This window comes from Microcystis ichthyoblabe FBCC-A1114 (assembly GCF_050500245.1).
Lineage (GTDB): Bacteria > Cyanobacteriota > Cyanobacteriia > Cyanobacteriales > Microcystaceae > Microcystis > Microcystis ichthyoblabe_A.
Window position 1 is genome coordinate 2,191,806 of record NZ_CP191408.1, and the last position, 18,682, is coordinate 2,210,487.

General features: G+C 41.6%; 12 protein-coding genes and 1 pseudogene. 7 read left to right on the forward strand and 6 right to left on the reverse strand.

From position 1 onward, the window contains the following. Window positions 1-37: 37 nt before the first annotated feature. A pseudogene (locus ACQY1Y_RS10665) lies at window positions 38-229 on the reverse strand (hypothetical protein). A gap of 95 nt (window positions 230-324) precedes the next feature. On the opposite strand from ACQY1Y_RS10665, the gene ACQY1Y_RS10670 reads away from it, so the two are divergent. Continuing rightward, complete coding sequence (locus tag ACQY1Y_RS10670) at window positions 325-1,368, forward strand: flagellar assembly protein H (protein WP_069475122.1); 1,044 nt, start codon at window positions 325-327, stop codon at window positions 1,366-1,368. 128 nt (window positions 1,369-1,496) lie between these two features. Here the strand turns inward: ACQY1Y_RS10670 and ACQY1Y_RS10675 are convergent, their stop codons facing one another. From ACQY1Y_RS10675 to ACQY1Y_RS10685, 3 genes are all read right to left on the reverse strand, one after another. After that, complete coding sequence (locus tag ACQY1Y_RS10675) at window positions 1,497-4,376, reverse strand: UPF0182 family protein (RefSeq protein WP_430014535.1); 2,880 nt, start codon at window positions 4,374-4,376, stop codon at window positions 1,497-1,499. Between the two features lie 145 nt (window positions 4,377-4,521). Beyond that, entirely contained in the window at window positions 4,522-5,748 is a 1,227-nt protein-coding gene (locus ACQY1Y_RS10680; RefSeq protein WP_430014536.1) for a glycoside hydrolase family 10 protein, read from the reverse strand. 80 nt (window positions 5,749-5,828) lie between these two features. Then, window positions 5,829-6,956, reverse strand: coding sequence for an ABC transporter permease (locus tag ACQY1Y_RS10685; RefSeq protein ID WP_430014537.1), 1,128 nt, complete (start codon window positions 6,954-6,956; stop codon window positions 5,829-5,831). Window positions 6,957-7,040: 84 nt separating this feature from the next. Between ACQY1Y_RS10685 and ACQY1Y_RS10690 the strand changes: the two genes are divergently transcribed. Next, window positions 7,041-7,976 (forward strand): 2OG-Fe(II) oxygenase, encoded by a 936-nt coding sequence (locus tag ACQY1Y_RS10690; RefSeq protein ID WP_430014538.1) that lies wholly within the window; start codon window positions 7,041-7,043, stop codon window positions 7,974-7,976. 66 nt (window positions 7,977-8,042) lie between these two features. Here ACQY1Y_RS10690 and ACQY1Y_RS10695 read toward each other — a convergent pair whose 3' ends face one another. Then, complete coding sequence (locus ACQY1Y_RS10695) at window positions 8,043-10,241, reverse strand: phosphoketolase (protein WP_430014539.1); 2,199 nt, start codon at window positions 10,239-10,241, stop codon at window positions 8,043-8,045. 130 nt (window positions 10,242-10,371) lie between these two features. On the opposite strand from ACQY1Y_RS10695, the gene ACQY1Y_RS10700 reads away from it, so the two are divergent. From ACQY1Y_RS10700 to ACQY1Y_RS10710, 3 genes are all read left to right on the forward strand, one after another. Beyond that, window positions 10,372-11,871 (forward strand): SLBB domain-containing protein, encoded by a 1,500-nt coding sequence (locus tag ACQY1Y_RS10700; protein ID WP_430014540.1) that lies wholly within the window; start codon window positions 10,372-10,374, stop codon window positions 11,869-11,871. Between the two features lie 358 nt (window positions 11,872-12,229). Then, the gene (locus ACQY1Y_RS10705; protein ID WP_430014541.1) at window positions 12,230-13,189 is read left to right on the forward strand and encodes an aldo/keto reductase; all 960 of its coding nucleotides are present in this window, start codon (window positions 12,230-12,232) and stop codon (window positions 13,187-13,189) included. Between the two features lie 494 nt (window positions 13,190-13,683). After that, the gene (locus ACQY1Y_RS10710; RefSeq protein WP_002741242.1) at window positions 13,684-14,259 is read left to right on the forward strand and encodes a hypothetical protein; all 576 of its coding nucleotides are present in this window, start codon (window positions 13,684-13,686) and stop codon (window positions 14,257-14,259) included. Here the strand turns inward: ACQY1Y_RS10710 and ACQY1Y_RS10715 are convergent. Continuing rightward, window positions 14,242-15,885 carry a CocE/NonD family hydrolase gene (locus ACQY1Y_RS10715; protein ID WP_430014542.1) on the reverse strand — a complete coding sequence of 548 codons (1,644 nt, stop codon included), beginning with the start codon at window positions 15,883-15,885 and terminating at the stop codon, window positions 14,242-14,244. The two genes, ACQY1Y_RS10710 and ACQY1Y_RS10715, sit on opposite strands and share 18 nt — an antisense overlap. A gap of 135 nt (window positions 15,886-16,020) precedes the next feature. Here ACQY1Y_RS10715 and ACQY1Y_RS10720 point away from each other — a divergent pair, with 135 nt between their 5' ends. Both ACQY1Y_RS10720 and ACQY1Y_RS10725 read left to right on the forward strand, forming a co-directional pair. After that, window positions 16,021-17,715, forward strand: coding sequence for an ABC-F family ATP-binding cassette domain-containing protein (locus ACQY1Y_RS10720; RefSeq protein ID WP_430014543.1), 1,695 nt, complete (start codon window positions 16,021-16,023; stop codon window positions 17,713-17,715). Window positions 17,716-17,764: 49 nt separating this feature from the next. Continuing rightward, window positions 17,765-18,220 (forward strand): peroxiredoxin, encoded by a 456-nt coding sequence (locus ACQY1Y_RS10725; protein ID WP_002732461.1) that lies wholly within the window; start codon window positions 17,765-17,767, stop codon window positions 18,218-18,220. The last annotated feature ends 462 nt before the right edge of the window (window positions 18,221-18,682 follow it).

The following is an 18,682-nucleotide window of genomic DNA, read 5'->3' on the forward strand; positions in this document are numbered from 1 at the left end:
CAATCTTTTGATGATAGTGGATTTGAAAATTGGCTGATTAACCAGAGCAGGCAATTTTCTGGGCAAATTCGGGGATATTTCGGATTAAGCAATTGCGAGATAAATTATGGCTCTTCGTTACTTGGTATGGTTCGATAGGGGGGCATAAATCGACTAAATCCTTATCTGGTAAAAGACTTAATTGATTAGTTCGCTCTAGATCGAAAATAATTAACAAAAATCGCTAAATGCCTTTCTATATAAGGGTTCCATCCCTTATAACCCCCGTCCATTGCATAACACAAACCAAAGAGCCTAAATTATTAAATCACGTTAGATAAACCTATGACTAGATTTATTCATGACCAGTTTGCTAAAGATTATCTCGAAGAATTATTATCTTCTCTGGGAGAAGTAAAATCGGCACGGGTTGTACGAGGAGAAGTACGAGAAATCGATGTCTGGTTTTCACCCCAGATTCTCGATAATAATCCGAGAGAACTGCTAGGATTACTGGGAAAAATGGCGATTAATCCCTGTTTATTTGAACCCTTTCGCAATCCTGTCACTGCTACAGAAATTAGGACTTGTCTGTTAAAACTGTTGGAAGTGGAAGGAGAAATTAATCGTCGAGCAAATCGTCAGAAAACGAATGTTAACGATGGAGAAATCCCCCGTCTCTGGATTTTGACTCCCACCGCTTCCTCGCAACTGTTAGAAGGATTCGGAGCTAAATTAGATGAGGAGAATTGGGGGGAGGGTATCTATTTTTTAGCTCCCTCTTTACGCACGGCAATCACCGTTATCCATCAATTACCCCCAACAGAAGCAACTCTCTGGTTAAGAATTTTAGGCCGGGGAAAAGTACAAGCAAGGGCGATCGATGAGCTAGAATCGTTACCAGAGGATCATCCTTTTCGGGTAAATGCTCTAGAATTATTATTAAACTTGAGAACTTCTTTAACTAACGATCAAGAGCTTGAACAGGAGGACAGAGAGTTAATTATGAGATTATCACCTTTATACACTTCCCGTCTTCAGGAAGAACTGGATGCTGGCCGTCAACAAGGTCTTCAACAAGGTCTTCAACAAGGTCTTCAACAGGGTCTTCAACAGGGTCTTCAACAGGGTCTTCAACAGGGTCTTCAACAGGGTCTTCAACAGGGTCTTCAACAGGGTCTTCAACAGGGTCTTCAACAGGGTCTTCAACAGGGTCTTCAACAGGGAGAACGTCTGGTGATAGAAAATTTATTGAAAGCTCGTTTTGGTAATTTAGACCCAGATTTGTCCCTGATCATTGATCGCATTTTATTATTACCAGTGGAGGAGTTTACCCCTTTAATAATTAATTCATCTCGCACAGAATTAATTGCCCACTTTTCCAATTAAAAGAATAACTCAATCCTTTGATGATACTGGATTTTAAAATTGGCTGATTAACCAGAGCAGGCAATTTTCTGGGCAAATTCGGGGATATTTCAGCTTTCTTGCTAATTTGTGGCCAAATTAGCGGCAATTTAACTCTGATGGCCTGAGAATAGCTTTTCTAAAGCTTCCTTCAAGGTTGGTTCCATGACAATTTTATTTTGATAAGCAACTGTTACTCTAGCGATTGTCGGGACACTATTTTGGTCTGCCACTAGATACAAAGGTTCTACATAAAGCAGCGATTGTTCAATGGGAATAATTAATAGGTGTCCTTGCAAAACTTTAGAACCGTCCCGATTCCAAAGGGAAATCTGTTGAGAAATATCTGGATCTTGGTTAATTAAAGCCTCAATTTGATTCGGTCCGTACACTAACCTTTGTTTAGGAAATTGATAGAGCAATAACTTACCATACTCTCTATCATCTGAACGAGCTGCCAACCAAGCGATTAAATTTTGCCGACTAGAGGGAGTATAGGGATGGAGGAGAATAAATTCTTCTTTGTCGGAATCGGGCAGTTTCATGATTAAATAATAGGGTGATACAGCCTGGGGTTCCGTGCCGTAAATTTCTAGGGGAATTTCCCATTGATCCTCCCGATTATAAAATACTTGCGGATCGGTCATGTGATAGGTTAACAATCTTTCTGCTTGGGTACTAAATAAATCTTCAGGATAACGGATATGACTGCGGAGAGTTTTCGGCATTTCTGCTAAAGATTTAAAGAGATGAGGAAAGATTTTACTCCACGTCTGAATAATTGGATCATTTTCATCGGCAACATAGAAATTCACCGTTCCATGATAGGCATCCACTACCACTTTGACCGAATTGCGAATATAGTTAAATTTATCTTTCCCCGGGTCAGAATAGGGATAGCGATCGCTGATAGTATAAGCATCAATAATCCAATGTAATTTACTACTACTATCGCCCACATCTGCCGCTACTAAATAGGGGTTGCGATCATAACTTAAAAAAGGGGCAATAGTTTGCACACGATTTTGGACATCACGACGCATTAATAAGCGAGTTTCGGGAGTAAAATCTTGGCTAAATAACATTTGCCAATCCCGCAGATAAAGGGCAAATAGCCAACGTCTCCACCCCGTCCCCACTAGGATTCCTCCCTTACCATCGTAGGTATTATAGACATTTCCATCCCCGCTAGGAAAATCCAATTCTTCTACGGTGGTGGGAGTAATCACATAATTATTAGTTAATTCCCCGTAGTAAATGCGGGGTTTACCAATGGGAATACTATAATCAATTAATTCGCTAGAGGTTTGTAGAGCTCCTTCGTCTTTATTTGTGCCGATATCTTTGACAAAATAGTAGGGTAAACCCCCGGCAGCGACTAAATTAACCGGGGAAAGAGTGAACCCATAACCGTGGGTATAAACGAGATGTTTATTCACCCAAGTATTAGCAGAAGTGGGAACCGCACTATAATCTAATTCTCTAGCGGCAATAATGGTCTGTTGTTTTTCGGATATTGGACGTTCCTCGATGTTTTGATGCGATCCTACTCGCACTTGATAGCGATCAATATCAGCATCGGGGAATTTATAATATAAGCGAATTTGCTGTAATTGTCGGTTAGTTTCTAGCAGTGGTTTGGTGTCCCAAAGACGAATATTATCGATAGTTAGATGGTTTCTCTCTAAAACTTCGGCATTTAATTCGGCCTGTGGATCGAAAACTTGGGCATCAATTCTATCTAAGTAAAAAGCCGCTCTTGTGGATTGAATACTTCTTTCAATATAGGGTCTTTCTCTCACCAACTCATTCGGTTGTACGACAGTCCTTTGCAATAGTCCACTGATAATTGTGCCACTTATCCAAACAATTAAATAGAGAAATACAGGAACTAAGTAGGGGGAAAATACCAACTTTTTCTTGGCAGTTTTGTATAATTTGCGACGGTTTATTTTAGCAAATAATGCTTTTTCTCCTAACCATATAGAGGTTATTCCTGCAATAATTCCCAGAATAATTTCAATAAATTGACCAACATGAACATCGATATAACCCGCACCATAAACTACCCCTTCCGGAGAGTAAAGTAGCAGGTAACGCTGAATAATATGGTGTAATACTAGCAGCCCCATTAACCCACTCCACAGGGCGTATAAATGACGCAGTTGCGGACGGGAAAACCCCGGAAATGTTCCCAGAGAAAGACTATTACCCGAAAAAAGATAGGTTAAAATAACAGCAAAAAGAGTATATATTCCCACACCACCGAGCCATAATTCTAGTAACTGCCACAGGGGTAATTGAAAGATATAAAAACCTAAATCATTCCCGTATTGAGGATCGTTAATATTGAAAGGAACACCATAAAAATATTTTAAAAAATTCGCCCACTGCCCAGCAATAATAAAAGATAGCATTACAGTAAATACTATAGATATTATTCTCAAAAAATACTCGGTTTTAATTAATAATCCCAAGACTAAAAGAGCGATAATTACCCCTTGCCAAAGATTACTAGAAATATCGGTTAATACTTGCCTAATCCAAACTATTTCCAGAGGAGAACTTAGGGAAGAACTAAGGTTAGGGAGATTAAAATCTGGTGTCCAGAGACTGAGGGCTAGTTTACTGTAATACAATAACATTGACCCAATCCAAGCTCCAATTCCCGTTGCGATAATCAAAAGACTGAGTAAATTAATACTGGGAGATTGAGGACTGGGAGGATAACTATCTTCTTTCGGTTTTTGCCAACGAAAACGCTGGGCTAAACGTAAATTAGTAAAGATAAAAAGTAGAGAAAGAATCGCACTTCCCCAACCTAATCCTAGTTGCCAAGATAATTGCTTCAGGAAAGTGTTTAAATAACCCATCTCGGTAAACCAGAGGCTATTGGCCACCACTAACACCCCCAACTCCCCGATCACAAGGCAGCCGAGAAACAGTAAAATGGGTTTAGCGATCGAGCTTCGGTTATGTCTGATCAGCATAAATAAAGTGATAAGGGAGAGTCTTCTTTCATTCTAGCGATTTTAGTTTCTCCCTGCTGCTTTTTCTTAATTTAAAGATAAACTTAAGAAACTATAGCCGGGTTAGGGCAATAATTTAGCTGAAAGTCAGCAATTTTCCCTAATTTTAGCGAGGATTAGCAGACTGGAGTATTTCCCGAAAAATCCTGCGTCGATAGGAAGGAGATTCATTGCTCATATTCCATAAAGTTTCGTAGAAAAAGAAAGAAACACCAAAATTTTTTTGTCTCGATTTTTCCACTTGTTGAGTAATATTAACCATCGGAATCGGACGACCTTTTAAACCAGATAAAATCCCAATAGCTACGGGGATAGATTCTCTAGCTTGTTGTAATTCTGGTTGGGATAATTCCAGGTCAAAGGCGTTCATATCAGTTCGATACACTTGTATTATTAATTCATCAATCAAGTTTTTTTGTTGCCATTTTTGCCAATCTAAAAGATAGGATTCTAGGGAGAAAGTGTAGGGATTAGGAGATAGGGAAATAATCGCTCTAGGTTGGTGCTTTTTAATCGTCTGGGCTAAACTATTCATGTAGTCAGTAATTTTATCGGCCCGCCATTGAATCCATGCTTTATCTTGGTAATCTTGCGGTGGTAATTCTCCCGAATGTTCCCTTTGATAGAGTTTAATTGTGGTTTCATCATAGCCAAAATCGGCGGGATAACCAAAATGGTCATCAAACTGAATTCCTTCTATATCGTAGTTAGTAATAATCTCACTGACTAAATCGGTAATAAAGTTTTGTACTTGCGGATGTAAGGGATTTAACCACACCCGTTGATGCACTTTTCCTTCCCACCAAATCACACTTTTATCCTGTCTTTGGGTTAACCAATCGGGATGTCGTTTGGCTAATTCTGAATCCGCAGGAGCCATAAAACCAAATTCAAACCAGGGAATAATTCTTAATTTTTTCCGATGACCTTGGCTAATTATTTCCTTTAAAAAGTCGCGATTTTTTAAAGATTCATGAGGATCGATCGCTCGTCCTGTCACTTTTTCTGCTACCCTAGAAGGATAGAGTGTATAACCCCAATTCCAGACCGTGGGATAAATAGTGTTAAAGTTTAAATCGGCCAACCTATCAAGGGCATCTTTTAGGGTTTCCCGTTTAAATAATACCTCACTATCGATATTAGTTAACCAAACTCCACGAATTTCGGGTTTTTCTTGGGTTTGATTGGTCGATTGTGCGGGAAAATTAAAGGTTATCGTCATGATACAAGCAAAGATAATTAAAAATATTAACCAGCTTATTTTCCCGTATCTTTGACTATAAATCACTAAACCATCGGCGAAATTATTAAAGGTTTTACTGATTTTATTCATAATGGGAAGTGGGGGAGTGGGGAGACTTATCAGTTATCAGTGAACTGATAACTGATAACTGATAACTGATAATGGCTAAATTATCTCTCTAAATTGCGAGGATCTAGAGAATCGCGTAAACCATCACCGAGTAAATTAAAAGCTAAAACGGTGAGAATAATTAACAAAGCAGGTGGCCAAATTAACCAGGGTTGTAGAACAATAATTGAGGCATTGGTAGCCAAAGAAAGCATATTTCCCCAACTAGGATCCGGTTGTTGAATTCCCAAACCAATTAAACTTAAAACCGATTCGGCCACGATAAATCCCGGCACGGCTAACGTAGCGGAAATAATGATATAACTAGCAGTTTGGGGCAGCACATGACGCAGAATAATATAAAGAGGTTTTGCTCCCATAGCTTTAGCAGCCTGAATAAATTCCTGTTCTTTCAGGGATAAAACTTGACCGCGAATTACTCGCGCTAATCCCGACCAACTGATAAAAGAAGTAATCAGGACGATTAATAAAAAGCGCTGGGTGCTGGTTAATCCTGCGGGTAAAACCGCTGCTAGGGCCACGAGTAAATATATGCCGGGGATAGTCATTAAAACTTCCACAAAACGCATTAAAATCGCATCTAACCAACCGCCAAAATAGCCAGAAATGCCACCGACAAATAAACCAATAGGGAAAGAAATTAAAATCCCGACCAAACCGATAAATAAACTAATTCTGCCTCCGAAAATCAGGCGACTAAAACTATCGCGTCCCGATTCGTCAGTTCCCAATATATTGATTCTACCATCGCCGATGACCCCGAACAGATGGATATCAAAAGGAATACCGGGGAATAAAGTTACTTCCTTCCATTTTGGCGGCAAAGGTAGGCGAATTTGACCGAAATTATAGGTTTCACCCTGAACCAAGAGACGCAGCGGCAAGGGTTTGTTAAAATCTCTAATTAGCTTCCGCTCACCAGTTTCTATATTAATAGCACTTTGAGTGGTGGGATAGACGTGGGGGCCAATCCACTCACCCTTGTTACTTCCCGACTGCGAGCGCCAAAAGATTGGGGTGGGGGGTAGGAGAGACTGACCGGGTTGGGAGGAGTAGGGAGAGTAGGGAGCGACAAAATCCGCCGCCATTACGCTTAAATAGAAGATTAACAGTAAAACTGCTCCCCAACGAGCGAGAGGATTATCTTTGAGTTTGTGCCACCAGTCCATAGGCGATGAGGTCAATAGGAGAGTTAATCTTTATTTTGTCAGTTTGATTGCTACAATTCATCATACCAACAAAAAAGCTGTCTAATGTTTATTAATCCCCTTGTTTATGAGAAATCTCCTGTCTATCGTCAAGATTTTGAGACAGCGCAACCGTTTAAGCATTTGGTCATCGATAATTTTTTAGTGAGGGAGCAAGCGCAAATTTTGCTAGAAAATTTTCCCAGTTTTAATTCGCAAAAAGCTATTAGTGAGTTAGGAAAAGTTGGCGGGAAGGCGGTTAATGAGGATTTAATCGGTTTGGGGGGTGTTTATCAACAGTTTGGCTGCTACGTTCAAGCTCAAGAGTTTTTAGAGTTAATTTCCCAATTAACCGGTATTGATAATTTAATTCCAGACCCTAGTTTTTATGGGGGTGGAACCCATGAAAATTTACACGGTCAAGAATTAGACCCTCACATTGATTTTAACCTCGATGAGCGTCACTGGTATCATCGCCGCTTGAATTTATTAATCTATTTAAATCCCCAATGGCAAGCAGATTGGGGAGGAAATCTAGAGTTACATTCCAATCCTCGTCAACCAGAAGAAAATAAGATTAAATCTTTTGTACCTATCTTTAATCGTTGTCTTATTTTTGAAACTAATGAACATTCATGGCATGGATTTTCTCAGATTAATTTACCAGAAAATCAACGGCATTTATCGCGTAAATCTCTTTCTATCTATCTCTATAGTAAAGAACGTCCAGCCGAGGAATTATCACCATCTCATACAACTTTTTACATCCCGCGCCCGCTGCCAGAAAATATTCAACCCCATCAAGTTTTAAGCTCGGAAGATTACCAACAAATTAAAATTTTACTGAAAAGACGGGATGATTTAATTCGTTTTTATCAAGATAGAGAACTGAAAGAATCTCAGGATTTAGTTAGTTTAAAATCCCATATTAAGCGCTATCTATCCCTCCAATATCCTCGCCTATGGAAAATTATTAAAAGTTTACCCCGTTGGCAAAAGTGACCAGAAAAAAATCCCTATTTTCCAATCAAAGAAAGTAGGGAATAATCAAAAAAACTGACTGGGAACTTAGCCTAATAACTGGGTAGCACGGGTAGTTAAAGCATTGGCAGTTAAACCATTATAGGCCATAATTTCCCCGGCGCTGGCGGTGGTTTCTCCCCGTTTCCAAGCGAAGACATCCCGACGCGCATTACTGCGTAACATAATCGGTTCTAACATGGCGCTTGTACCACCGGTTACTCCGATTAAAGCATCACCAGCAAAGAGACTGTCAAAACCAGCATCATCGAGGAAATTATTATCAGCTTCCGAGCTAGTTTCACTCATCACATCGCTAGGACGATAGAGACGACGGGGATTAATTACCGAGACGATTTTTACCCCGATTCCTGCTGCTTCTAACTGTTGTGCAGACTCAAAGACGGGTAATAAAGTCATATCACCAATGACGGCAAAAACGACTTTTTTGCTGCCTTCCGATTCGTGGAGAATTACGCCGCCTTTTTCCAAAGCTTGACGAGTTTGCTCAAAGCTGGTTCGCACCGGTAAAGGCGATTTACTAGCGGTGATTGTAATGCCTTTATTGCTAGTTCCTAACGCCCATTCATAGCAGACTTGAATACTGTTAGCATCGCAGGGAAAGAGAGGGAAAATATTACCATTTCGCATCATAGCAGCGAAATAATTTTCAATCTCTGGGCGTTGGTGTGTCCAACCATTACGTCCTTGCTCCAAGGCTCCGGCGGTGAATAAAGTAATAGTAGAAGGGGTGGGACGACGTAACTCGGCCATCGCTTGGGTTACAGTCTGCCAAATCGGTAAACCATTTATAGCAAAAGACTCGTAGGAACACCATAAAGTCCGCGCTCCCAAGAGAGATAAACCAACGGCTAATCCAGCACAGGCATCCTCGCTTAAAGGCTCATAAACTTGACCTTTAGGACTCTGGAAATAGGTATCATCGCTGGTGGGGTGAATAATCTTTAAACCGACGTTAATATTATTAATTCCCGAAGCGGCATTACCATCAGCATTAGTGACAACAAAATTGGGGTCAGCTTTACCCACAGCTACCACTAATTCCCCCATAGCAGTGGTGGCCACTTTTTTATCGCCACCCACAGTATATTCCGTCATCGGTAAGGTTCCTAAATCCGGCAGCGGGAGAACTTTTTCCGTTACCACTGTTTCCGCTGCCGGACCCCCTCCAGAGCGCTCGAAATTGGTACGAACAATTGCCCAAGCTTCAGGGGGTAAAGCGCGTTCTTGTAAGGCAGCAACGATATAATCTTTTTCTAGAGAATCTCCCGGATAAAGATTATGGGAAGCCGCTCCCCGTTTGTGAACTCCCGCCCCTTTCAGTTGTTTAATAATGATCACCGTTAGTTTACCACCTAGGGCTAATTGGGCGGCTTTATCCGTGGCTATTAACACCGCTTTCATGAACTCCAGACGCTGGTTAAAAGAGAATTTGGTGCTATCTACATATTCCCCATTTTGATTAGCATCATCGAAGTCTTTAGCATTAATTAAAATCACTTCCTCGAAACCATTACCGCGCCAATAGGCTTCCATTTCGGCGTTAGTTTTCAGGGACACCATGCTATGGTGTTCTTGGGAATAGCCATTCCAGACTAAAATCGGCAGAAAATTGGTAATTTCGGGATAAGCAGTGTGAAAATGACCAAAACTACTCATGATGTAGGGTTCTCCTAAACCACCATCCCCGATAGTCACAGGGAAAAGGGTATTAGGGTGTAATTTGGCCGCTGCCATGGCGAAATGTTGGCCTTGGCCCAAAGAACCGGCCGGCCCGAGCAGTCCGGGGATTTGTCCAGAAAGATGCCCTAAAAGTCCGTGTTTTTCCCGAAAACGTTCTCCCAATTCGGTGACGTTGCTGATGCCCATGGCTTCGAGAGAGCGATCAAGAAAGACGTTACTATAAAAACCGGGGGCATGATGGCCCACTTCGGTGAAGATATTTTTCTGGCCTAACATCATCAAAGAGGCAATTACGTCGGCAGCGCTGGCAAAACCGCCGGGGTGTCCCGATTCTTTGGTAGCGGTGATTTGTAGGGTGAGGTAACGCAAAGCATCGGCGGCTAGGAGGGTTTGATAGATAGCATTCGGGTCATTAGGAGCAATAATAGCAGTTTTTCCCTCAGCGATAGCGGCTTTTCCTGCATATTTATCAAATTCGGGTAAGGAACCCCAAAAATATTTTATCCCTTGACAAAAATCGGGAATTGTGCTAGTAGCTGTCATAAAATTAATATACCCCTTTACATACAGGCAATCGTTAAAACCATCTTACAGTTAGCGGTAACTCTCGATAGATACGATATTACAAGGGGTTTCCATAGGCGATCGACTATTTGTGCTACACTGATCGCCAATGTTAGCAATAAAATTAATCCTATTGATCATGTTAAATAGCAGCCAATTACAGCATTTAATCAGCAAATCACTGCGTTATCTATTAATTATCGGCACTATTGCCCCTCTAACTTCCTTAGAGGCTCGCCCAGTCCAAGCTACTCCTCCTAGTAGTGCTGCACCCCCTAAAGAAGCAATTGCCCCTATCCCCGCAGAAAGCAAAGATTATACCCTAGGAGAAGGGGATAAAGTGCGCGTCACCATCTACCAAGTCGCGGATTTAAGCGGCGATTTCCTTGTTTTAGCCGATGGAACCCTAACTTTACCTCTGATTGGTAGCGTCAAAGTGGAGGGAATGACCGTCACCGAAGCCAGCCAAACCCTGGCCAAACGTTACACCACCTATCTCAAACGTCCCGTGGTTACTGTTAGCGTTCTCACCCCCCGGCCTCTGCAAATCGCCATCGCGGGGGAAGTCAATCGTCCGGGTACTTATACAATTAACCCCGAACAAAGCCAAAAAACGCCCCTATTGACCGAAATAATCCGGCAAGCGGGGGGAGTGACTACGGTGGCCGATATTGGTCAAGTTCAAATCCGACGCAACCTCAAGGGACAAGAACAGCTAATTCAAGCCAATCTCTGGCAATTAATCCAAAAAGGCGATACAACCCAAGATATTAGCCTTAGAGATGGCGATAGCATCGTTATTCCCACTAAAACGACCCTTAGCGTCGGGGAAGTCAATCAATTAGCCGATGCCAATTTTGGACTAGATAGCGATCGAGAAATTAATGTTACTGTGGTGGGAGAAGTTTATCGTCCGGGGTCCCATCGTATTGTCCCCAGTCCCAACAATAACAATAACAATAATAATGAACAAGAGCGCGGCGGTACCAGGAAACCGGCCCGACTAACCCAAGCTATCCAACAAGCGGGAGGCATCAAACCCCTCGCCGATATCCGACAGGTGCAAGTGCTGCGTTATACTCGTGACGGTTCCCAACAGAAAATCCCGGTAGATCTGTGGAGTTTACTCGAAAAAGGTGATATGACCGGCGATATCTTTCTTCAAGAAGGTGATACGGTGATTATCCCCACCGCGACTGAAATCTCGGCCAAGGAATCAGAAACCCTAGCATCGGCCAGTTTTGCCCCTAAAACCATTAACGTGAAAGTGGTCGGGGAGGTGAAAAAACCGGGAACAATTGAAGTTCCTCCCAATACCCCCCTCAATCAGGCAATTTTAACCGCAGGAGACTTTGATAAGCGTCGGGCCAATCAGTCCACAGTGGAATTAATTCGTCTCAATCCTAACGGAACCGTCACCAAAACCTCAATTAACGTCGATTTTTCCCAGGGTATCAACGAGAAAACTAACCCGATTCTCCGCAATAATGATGTGGTGGTGGTTCATCGTAGCAATCTGGCCTCTGCCACCGACACCCTTGGCACGGTTTTAAGTCCCTTTACCGGTCTGACAGGCCTCTTCAACGGATTTTTTAATCTTTTCCGTTAAAAAAGTTTACTTTAACCCGATGTCATTAGCTAAGTAATCGAGCTAATAATAGATATAGAAACGGCGAAAAGTCGTGAGCAGTCACGGCTTTTCTGCTCAAGAGACTCAGGAAAGAAAACTATGATTTTTCTCCTTACTCTAGCCCTAATCTCCCTGTCGATTAGCTACAATGTTCACGGCGAAATAATTAGCCTCAGTACCTGCTTATTAGGTCTTTTTTGTGGCTTATTAAGTTTGTTCTTTACACCCCTACTGGTAAAGGTTTTTATCCTTGTCACTTTAGTCCTCTTTAGCTCAGATTTTAAACCCTAAACTCGACTAAAACCCTAAGCATACTTAACCCATCAAAAAAACTGTTATGCAAAAACGCTATCTCGGTCAGACTAATATAGAAATTACTCCCCTTCTCGTGGGTACTTGGCAAGCAGGAAAAAAGATGTGGGCAGGTATTGAAGATAAGGAAAGTATTAGGGCTATTCGTGCCGCTTTTGAGGCAGGAATTACCACTATAGATACAGCCGAAATCTACGGGGAAGGTCACTCGGAATCGATTGTCGCTCAAGCTTTGGCCGATGTGCGAGAACAGGTAATTTATGCCACGAAAGTCTTTGCTAATCACCTCAAATACGAGGAAGTTATCGCCGCTTGTGATCGCTCTTTAAAAAACCTCCAAACTGATTATATCGATCTTTATCAAATTCATTGGCCTAGTGGCTCATGGAACACGGAAATAGTGCCTATTTCTGAAACTATGGCTGCTCTTAATTATCTGAAAGCACAGGGAAAAATTCGCGCTATAGGGGTTTCCAATTTCTCCCGCTCTCAACTGGAAGAAGCTCGTCAATACGGCAGAATTGAGAGTATTCAACCTCCCTATTCTCTCTTTTGGCGCTCGGTAGAAAAGGAAATTATGCCCTATTGTATAGAAAATAATATTTCTATTCTAGCCTATTCTCCCCTTGCCCAAGGTTTATTAACAGGAAAATTTAGAAATGGTTATCAGTTGGCAGCAGAGGATCATAGAATTAAAAATAAACTCTTTCATGGCGAAAACTTTCAGAGGGTACAAGCGGCTTTAAATCAATTAGAACCGATTGCTAACCGCTATCATTGTTCCCTAGCTCAATTATCTCTTGCTTGGTTAATCAAGCAACCTCAAACTAATGCAATTGCTGGGGTAAGAAATGCCGCTCAAGCAGTTAATAACGCTCAAGCAATGACAATTAATTTAACCCCAGAAGACCTAAAATTAATTGATAATATTGGTAAACAGGTAACTGATTTCTTGGATGATAATCCTGTGCTGTGGGATTTCTAAGAATTATGCAGCAGTTATCCTAAGGGTGAGGATAGAAGTTTTGGTGGGTGCATCTCAACATTTGCAGAAATACCGACAATCAGCAATTATCAGTGACTCTTAAATTGGTACAAAAATATGAACAATCGCGTCTAAGCATCCCACCGAAAAACTAATGCGCGGGGGGTTTGGGGGCGGCGCCACGACCCCAACGGGGGGTTTGGGGGGTAGAACCCCCCAAAAGCTTGGATTGAGTGATAAAATCGGAAGTAACGCCCAATTTTAAAAGAGAGTTTCCCTTTAAAAATCCCAACTTAGTAGATTTACGAAAGTGAGATTCAGTTCCTGTTCTTTGATTGTAACTGGCTACTTAGTTGATGATAGGTGGTGCGTTAGTAACGCACCCTACGTTTTACTTAGTAGATTTACAAAAGTGAGATGCACCCTATTTAATTCTCAGGAAAAAGCCTGTATAATGATAGCTATAGTCCGATTCTTACCGCAGGATTATCCCTATGGCTAAATCCAAAAAACACAATCTGCAATGGATTAAAGAAACCCTCGACTTAAATCCAGATCATAACTGGAAATCTAGTCCGGGTAACAGTATTTTTGTAGCTGGTCGCGGTGCAGTGCGCTTTGAAGTTCCTCAAGATTGGCATTTTGAACCCGATGATAATTCCTTTCGTTTTTTAGATAGAAAACCCCCCGATGATGATTGTCGTTTAGAGGTTTCCTATAATTTACTTCCCCCCGGAGATTGGAAAGAATTACCCCTAAAAGGAATGGTCAAAAAGTTAGCTCGTGAAGATAGCCGCAATCCTCACGAAATCGGCGAAGTTATCCAAGAAAAACGTCAAACTGTCCGCATTGTTTGGGTGCAAATTCAATTCATCGACCCCCAAGAAAATCGTCCCGCTTATTCGCGCATTGCCGTGGGTATTGGTTCCGGGGTTCAATGTTTAATTACTATGGATTATTGGGTCGATGATGCGGACAAATTCACCCCCGTCTGGGATACGGTTATCTCCTCGCTGGTGTTAGGTTTATACATTCGTGATCCCCGCAGCGGTTTAGCTTTCCCCGACTAAAGGTAATAGCAATTTTGCAGGAAAATTTCCTTGACAAAAAACCTTAATTGTGATAGTAGAAAAATTGATCGCTCGACTCTGGTGGGGATAGCTGCCGGTCCCCGCATTGACGGGATGTGCAGGAAAGCAAGAGGCACTGAGACTCAAACGCAAGCTATGACCTTGAGGAATAGTGATAAAAGTAGCCTGCATGGCCATATTTAGGGATGATTCGGGATTATTTACCCGTTTATAACCCTGAGTGATATTAAAAACTCGACCATCGGGGGTAACTTGAGAAACCACCGCGCAGATATCGAAACTAACCGCATCTGCTTGACAATAACAATCCAGACGGGGACTACCCAAAATCGTTAAATCCTTCTCTAGAGGGGGAGAAGTGTAGGTAATCACATCACTGCGACAGTCTAGCATGGTGCGGTCGAATATTCCCCCCGGTAGGGCGCTATGACCTCCTAAAGATGGCACTGGTCGCCAAGGATCGTGAACTATGATATCCTCGATCGCAGGTTCTAACAAAATCGCGCTTAATTTCCCCTCATCCTCGCGCAGATTGGCTAAACCTTGACTAGCAAGATAATAAATTTGCTGATTTTCTCTGGGAAACTTTTCCAGATATTGCCATTGATTAGACCCCATTTGAAATAGATACAGGGGAGGATTTTTTAATAACTCCGTTTCCTGACCTTTTAAGAAATAATCAAACCATTGCAGCTGCATTTTATCCACAGGACTAATTGCCTCTTGACCATAATCTATCTCTCCTACTTTTCTCCCCCAGGGTAGATGAGTCCAAGGACCAATAATTAGCCGTTGGGGATAAATAGAACGACTTTGCATTTCTTGGTATAAACTCAAAGTTCCCCGGAGATGAGGATCGAACCAACCCCCGATATGTAACATCGGCAAATCGATATTTTTTAAAAGGTGTTGCGGTGATAAATTTTGCCAATAGTCATCGGGAAGATAACGAGTAATCCAATCGTGATAAAAAGAATCGGCGGCTAAATCCTGTAAAATTTGGGGAGAGGCTGCAATAGGATCAAAAAGGGGTAAATTTCGGGAAGCTACCCAGAGTTTTTGATAGGCAGTTTCGTCCCCTTTTAATCTAGCTGTTTCCGCAGCTAATTGTATTGACCAAGCGAGATTATATTGTAAATTAAATGCTTCATTTTCATAACCCCAATCTCGATATAAATCGTGAGCAATCATCGCTGGGCAAATAGTTTTTAAAGAACCGTGACCATTAGCAGCCGCATATAATTGGGTCATTCCCTGATAGGAAAAACCATACATTCCCACCACACCCGTATTATTAGAAATAGTTAAAACCCATTCAATAGTTTCTAATCCGTCGCTAATTTCATGGGCAAATAAATTAAAATTTCCCGTCGAGTTTCCCCGTCCCCGCACATCCTGAATTACTACAATATAACCCTGACTTGCATACCAGCTAGGATGGGCATAAACCACCGTGGAAGCGATCGCTTTTCCGTAGGGTTGTCGCATTAGTAAAATGGGAAAAAATTCCCTACTATCGGGACGATAAATATCGGCAGCTAAACTAATTCCATCTTTGGTGATGAAACTAGCTGTTTCTTTTTTTATGGGGTAGGGATTAAACATTATTATCTCTTTCAGATCAAAAATACTGTCAGGTGGCTCAATCGAGAAAACTTGACCAAGACTAGATAAAGCTTAACTAAATGTTACAATAAAGGCGGACTGCCTCAATTGCCTAGGACTGGAGAAAAATCAGCGATGCTACGACTAGAGAAAATTAGTAAGATTTACCCAACGGGAGAAGTGTTAAAAGATGTCACTTGGGAAGTAAAAACTGGCGATCGCATCGGGTTGGTGGGAGTCAATGGGGCCGGAAAATCCACCCAACTGAAGATTATTATGGGGGAAGTGGAACCCACCGCCGGGGAGATCATCCGTCCTACCAGTCTCCATATCGGCTATCTTACCCAAGAATTTGAAGTGGATCCCCGTCGGACGGTACGCGAGGAATTTTGGACGGTGTTTAAAGAAGCGAATCAAGTCCACCATCAACTAATAGAAATTCCCCAGCAGATGGAAAAAGCTGACCCTGAAGAATTAGATCGCTTAATTCATCAATTAGATCGCCTACAAAGACAATTTGAGGCATTAGATGGTTACGGATTAGAAGCACGCATCGAGAAGATTTTACCAGAAATGGGCTTTACTATTGATGACGGTGATCGCTTGGTAAGCTCCTTTAGTGGTGGTTGGCAAATGCGGATGAGTTTAGGCAAAATTCTCCTGCAAACTCCCGACATTTTACTCCTCGATGAACCAACTAACCATTTAGACTTAGAAACTATTGAATGGTTAGAAAAATTCCTCAAGGATTTAACCACTCCCATGGTCATAGTGTCCCACGACCGGGAATTTCTTGATCGCCTCTGTACCAAAATTGTCGAAACTGAAAGGGGGGTTTCTACCACTTATCTAGGTAATTATTCTGCCTACCTACAGCAAAAATATGAACAACAATCCGCTCAGTTAAGTGCCTACGAACGTCAACAAAAAGAACTAGAAAAACAGCAAGTTTTCGTCGATCGGTTCCGGGCCAGTGCCACCCGTAGCACCCAAGCAAAAAGCCGGGAAAAACAATTAGAAAAGGTGGAAAAAATTGAAGCACCAATCGCCGATGTGCGTACCTTAAAATTCCAGTTTCCTCCAGCAGTGCGTAGTGGTCGAGAAGTGGTAACTATCAAAAATCTTGTTCACATTTACGATGATAAAATTCTCTTTTTGGGAGCAAATCTGGAAATAGAAAGGGGCGATAGAGTGGCGTTTTTAGGTCCGAATGGGGCGGGAAAATCGACGCTTTTACGTTTAATTGTTGGGTTAGAAACCCCCACAGAAGGCTCGATTGAAATCGGTAAACATAACGTTATTCCTAGTTATTTTGAGCAGAACCAAGCAGAAGCTTTAGACCTAACTAAAACTGTTTTAAATACCATTCATGATGAAGTTCCCGATTGGAAAGATGTGGAAGTTCGCAGTCTTTTGGGGCGATTTTTATTCAGTGGGGAAACGGTATTAAAAAAAGTAGAATCCTTGAGTGGTGGCGAAAAAGCGCGTCTTGCTTTAGCCAAGATGTTACTTGCTCCCGCTAACTTATTAATTCTCGATGAACCCACTAATCACCTCGATATTCCCGCCAAGGAAATGTTAGAATCGGCTTTAAAAGTTTATGAAGGCACGGTTTTAATTGTTTCCCATGATCGTTATTTTATCTCCCAGGTAGCTAACAAAATTGTCGAGATTCGGGATGGTGAATTAATTGTCTATGCGGGAGATTATCACTATTATCTAGAAAAACTAGACGAAGAAAAACAAAAAGCCGAACAAAAACGCATTGAAACCGAAAAAGCGGCCAAATCTGCCGCTAAACGCGCTAAACAAAAGGCCAAAAAAGGTTAGAATGTAGAGTATCAACCTATCCACGATTATCTATCAATTAATTAATCTTATGGCAGCTATAAAAGTAGGCGATCGAGTTCCTAATTTTTCTCTCCCCTCCCAAACAGGGACAACGGTTAATATCAGCGATTTAATCGGTAAAAAATCCCTGGTCATTTATTTCTATCCCAAAGATGACACCCCGGGTTGTACCGCAGAATCCTGCGCTTTCCGCGATAGTTACGAAGTGTTTACCGATGCAGGTGCGGAAGTTATTGGTATTAGTGCCGATAGTCCCCAATCTCATCAACAATTTGCCCAAAAATATAATCTTCCCTTCACCCTTTTAAGTGATAGCGATAACCGAGTGCGGAAATTATTCGGTGTTCCCGCTACCTTATTTGTCCTCCCCGGACGAGTTACCTATATCATTGATAAAGAGGGAATCGTCAGACATATTTTTGATTCTATGTTAGATTTTAAGGCTCACGTTACCGAATCTTTGAACACAATTAAATCTTTTTAGGTTGATGATCACGAAAGAAATCCCGATCAGATAATTACTTGGGAAGAAATTAAAACATCTATCCGATAATTGTGCTGATTCTGACTAAAAAATACGCCAATTAAAGTCTGAATTGCTGCTTCTCCTCTGGTTTTAGCTGATCGCTTATGGATCAAAACTCATCTTAAAACAGAGGAGGAAAAACCACGGTTCTCAACTTAGTTGGGGTTTAACTAGGAGGATTTTTATGCCAAGTAAAATAAAAAGTTGCTCCTTCACCTGCTTGAGATTCTATCCAAATTGTACCTCCTTAACTGTCTTTAGAGACTAGATAGTGATCGGTTGTTCTCCTCGGTTTTAGCCAGCGTCAACCATCGTCAACGTTGATATGTTCTGCTTGTGGAAAAGCTTGCTCAGAAGTGGCAACCCTTTCTAAAAAACAGAAGGGATCACAGTCATCTAATTGAGATAAATTATCAAAAC